This is a genomic window from Streptomyces alkaliphilus, assembly GCF_014141535.1.
Taxonomy (GTDB): Bacteria; Actinomycetota; Actinomycetes; order Streptomycetales; family Streptomycetaceae; genus Streptomyces; species Streptomyces alkaliphilus.
Genome location: NZ_VKHT01000429.1, coordinates 1 through 4,247 on the forward strand (window position 1 = coordinate 1; position 4,247 = coordinate 4,247).

At 71.9% G+C, this 4,247-nt stretch carries 3 protein-coding genes; 1 reads left to right on the forward strand and 2 read right to left on the reverse strand.

The window, feature by feature from the left end; translation table 11 throughout:
• Nucleotides 1-988 precede the first annotated feature (988 nt).
• The gene (locus FNQ90_RS14355) at nt 989-1,846 is read left to right on the forward strand and encodes a class I SAM-dependent methyltransferase (protein WP_182606746.1); all 858 of its coding nucleotides are present in this window, start codon (nt 989-991) and stop codon (nt 1,844-1,846) included.
• Nucleotides 1,847-1,916: 70 nt separating this feature from the next.
• Here the strand turns inward: FNQ90_RS14355 and ffh are convergent, their stop codons facing one another.
• A complete protein-coding gene (ffh, locus tag FNQ90_RS14360; RefSeq protein ID WP_182606747.1) occupies nt 1,917-3,479 on the reverse strand; it encodes a signal recognition particle protein in 1,563 nt (520 codons plus the stop codon).
• A 113-nt stretch (nt 3,480-3,592) separates the two neighbouring features.
• Nucleotides 3,593-4,247: ACT domain-containing protein (locus tag FNQ90_RS14365; RefSeq protein ID WP_182606748.1), on the reverse strand; the 655-nt coding region annotated here is incomplete at its 5' end.

Sequence of the window (4,247 nt, forward strand, 5' to 3'; positions counted from 1 at the left end):
TCGATCGCCTCGGCCGGCGTGGTCACTTCGGCGGCGCGGGAGTCCCGGTGCCGGCGGGAGGAACGCAACAACTCGCGGAGGCCCTCCCGGAAGAGGTGACGGGCGTCGAAAGCACGGGCGAGGTTCCGGTCGGGTTCATGGTCGGTCCCCCACGGCAATGCCCTGCCGTCCCCCGCCATTCCCCCGATGGGGAGAGGGTTGACGACACCCGCGAAGCGCTCGCGGGGGCCTTGTGGCCCGGCACGACATCGATACCGGGAACGTTGACCGGGAACGTTGACCGAGAAGTCGGTGCACACCTCGCGGTTGAGGCGGACCGGGCGGTCCCGCGCCTCCTCGCGAGTGGGGTGCGCGGCGCGGCCTCCTGTCCCCGGAACTCACTCGTACGGAGGAACATCGGGGGACGCATCTCCCGGCGCGCGACGTTGGCCCACCGATCGATCCACAGGGGTGGATCGCGGTGGCTCCGGATCCATTGGACGAACCATTCGTTGACAACGGCCCCCGGGAGGGGCGAACCGCCACCGGTGCCTCGAGTTTTCTGCCCCACCCCGGACAATCACCGCCGACTCGGGAGCGACCCCCTCCACGTGCTCGGCCCCGGGGCGTCGGATACGACCGGGGATGAAGAGAGGGGGACAGGACTTCTCCGCACCCGCCGCCTTGATTCGGACATCCGCCCCGGACCGTGTGTGCTCCCACGGCCCGTACCCGTACGGTCGAATGACCGTGGTCCCCGCGCCGGCCCGTTGTCGGCCGATTCCGCCTCGGTGGTCGGTCCCCGGCACCGGCGGGGGAAGTCCTCCGCGCGGGGAGCGGGCACGGACGCCCCGCTCATGGCCGGAATGGCACGACCCCATGGGGCAGAAGCGTGAATCCGGACCCTTCGCCCCCTGGACGAGGGGAGCAACCGGGAGTTATCTGGCATACAGGAGCAGGGAGACCGACAGCAGCGGACCGCACCCGACCCGTCGATTGGGGCACGGCCATGACACCAACGCTGATCCATCACGACCTCAACCGTCCTTCCCGCACACGGGACTGGGCCGAGATCCAGGAGCGCATGCTCCTACCGCTGTACGAAGCGGTGTACGAACGCACCGGAGTGGGTCCCGGCACCCGCCTGCTGGAGCTGAACTGCGGCTCGGGGCTGGCGCTGCTGCGCGCCGCCGCCCGCGGCGCGAGTGTCACGGGAACCGAACCCGATCCGGAACGTCTGCGGCTGGCGGGTGAACGCCTGCTCCCCGACCCCGTCTGGGGATGGGGTACCCGGCGTTGGCCCGCCCGTCTGCTGCCCTCGCTCCCGGCGAACGTCCGTGAGACCGGTCAGGCGATCCGGGCCCCCTTCACGCTGATCACCTCGTTCGGCGCCGCACCGGAGACGGAGCAGTTGCGCCGCGCCGTCACCCTGGCCGAACCGGGGGCGACGGTGGTCCTCTCGGGACGGGGTGAACCCGAGGAGTGCGCCGTCAGCGCCGCCCTGCGGGTCGGCGACCGGCTCGCCCGTACCGTTGGGGATCCGGAGAGCCGGGGAGTGACGCCGGGGGCTTCGACCCCACCCGGTGTGGCGGGGCTGCGGGAGGTGGCGCGCGCCGTCGACCTCCGCCCCGTGGACGAGGGCGAGGTCGGCTGCCCCTTCGGCTATCCGGGAATGACCTCGGCGCTGCGCGGACTGCTGGCCACGGGCAGCTTCGACGATGCGGTACGGGGTGTGGGAGTGGACCTGGTCGCCAAGGAGCTGGCGGAGGCACTCCACCCCTACCTGGGGTCGGACGGATCCGTGTGGTTGCCGAACATCCTGCGCTACGTCGTGTGCCGGGTCGACGACGGGACCGACGGGACCTGAGAGCAGGCCTCCCTCCGCCTCCCGGGAGCGGGCTCGGGGGCGGAGGGCGGATGACGACGGGAAACGGGACTCAGCGTCCCGGCGGAAGCATGTCGCGGAACTCCTTGGGCAGCTCGAACGAGGCCGGGTCCCCGTCCGCGCCGGGGATGCCGAAGGGGCTGCCGGTCCCCTCACGACGTGCCGCCTCGGCGCGCTCCTCCTCCTGCCGCTTCATGGGGTTTCCGCTGCGCCGCTTGCCCTTGCCCTTCTTCTGCGGCTTGCCGCGCTTCTTCGTGCCGCCTCCGGCCCCGGGCATCCCCGGCATGCCCGGCATCCCCGGCATGCCTCCGCCCTGCGCCATGCGGGACATCATCTTGCGGGCCTCGAAGAAGCGCTCCACGAGATTCTTGACCGCGCTGACGTCGACGCCGGAACCGCGCGCGATGCGCGCCCGGCGGGAACCGTTGATGATCTTCGGATCATCGCGCTCGGCGGGGGTCATCGACTTGATGATGGCGGCGGTGCGGTCCACCTCGCGCTCGTCGAGATTGTTGATCTGGTCCCGCATCTGCCCCATTCCGGGCATCATGCCCAGGAGCTTGGAGAGCGAGCCCATCTTCCTGACCTGCTCCATCTGGCTCAGGAAGTCGTCGAGGGTGAACTCCTTGGGCCCCTTGGCGAGCTTCTCCGCCATCCGCTCGGCCTCTTGCCGGCTGAAGGTCTGCTCGGCCTTCTCGATGAGGCTGAGCACATCCCCCATGCCGAGGATCCGGGAGGCCATCCGGTCGGGGTGGAAGGCGTCGAAGTCGTCGAGTTGCTCGCCGTTGGAGGCGAACATGATCTGCCGCCCGGTGACCCGGGCGATCGACAGGGCGGCACCACCGCGTGCGTCACCGTCGAGCTTGGAGAGCACGACACCGTCGAAGCCCACCCCGTCGCGGAACGCCTCGGCGGTGGTGACGGCGTCCTGGCCGATCATCGCGTCGACGACGAAGAGGATCTCGTCGGGGGAGACGGCGTCGCGGATGTCCGCCGCCTGCCGCATCAGTTCCTCGTCGATACCCAGCCGGCCGGCGGTGTCGACGATCACCACGTCGTACTGCTTCTCCCGGGCGTGGGCGATCGAGTCGCGGGCCACGGCCACCGGGTCACCCACGCCGTTGCCCGGCTCGGGGGCGTAGATCGCCACCCCGGCCCGCTCGGCGACGACACCGAGCTGGTTGACGGCGTTCGGGCGCTGCAGGTCGCAGGCGACCAGCAGCGGGGAGTGTCCCTGCCCCTTGAGCCAGCGCCCCAGCTTGCCGGCGAGGGTGGTCTTGCCCGCGCCCTGGAGGCCGGCGAGCATGATCACCGTCGGGGGGGTCTTGGCGAACCGCAGCCGACGGGTCTCGCCGCCGAGGATGCCGATCAGTTCCTCGTTGACGATCTTGATGACCTGCTGGGCGGGGTTCAGGGCGCGGGAGACCTCGGCGCCCCGCGCCCGCTCCTTGATCTCCTTGATGAAGGAGCGCACGACCGGCAACGCGACATCGGCCTCCAGCAGGGCGATGCGGATCTCGCGCGCGGTGGCGTCGATGTCCGCCTCACTGAGGCGTCCCTTGCCCCGGAGGTTCTTGAACGTCGCGGCAAGGCGGTCGGAGAGAGTGTCGAACACGGCGCTCGCGGTTCCTTCACGTCGGAGAGCGGGACAGCGGTGTTCTTCAGGGTATCCGCCCGCGGCCCCGTTCCGGGCCGCGGGCGGGTACGCGCCGGTTCCCGGGCCCCGGATCAGCGGCCCAGGGCCCGCTCCACCTCACGGGCGAGGGCGGAGGCCTCGGGCGTGGGGAGCGGACCGCCGTCGGGCCCGGTGACGTAGAAGGCGTCCACCGCGTTCGAGCCCAGGGTGCTGACGTGCGCGCTGCGCACCCGTACCCCGCGGTCCTCCAGCGCCCGCCCGATGCGGTACAGCAGCCCCGGGGCGTCCTGGGCGCGCACCTCGATGACGGTGGCCAGTCGGGACCCCAGCGGGGCCACCCCGACCCGGGGCGGCGGGGCCTGGAGCGCCCGGCGGCGCGGCCGCCGGTAGGCCGCCTCGCGTTCGGCGAGGCGGGCGGTGATGTCGAGGGAACCGTCCAGGGCCCGGATCAGATCGGCCCGCAGCCGTTCCGCCCGGGGCAACGAGCCGAACTCGGCCGCCACCCGCCACTCCAGCAGCAGCGCGGTGCCCTGGTCCGCGGGGCGGATGCTGCGCAGTTCGGCGGAGCGGACGGTGAGGCGGTGCAGGGCGAGCACCCCGGCCACGGCGGGCAGCACACCCGGGCGGTCCGGCAGGGCCACCACCAGTTCGACGCCCACCGGTTCGGGCTCCACCGGCTCGGTCGGGTCCTCGCGGTCGTCGAGCCCACCGACCGGCGTGTTCCGGCTCACCGGGGCGGTGCTCACG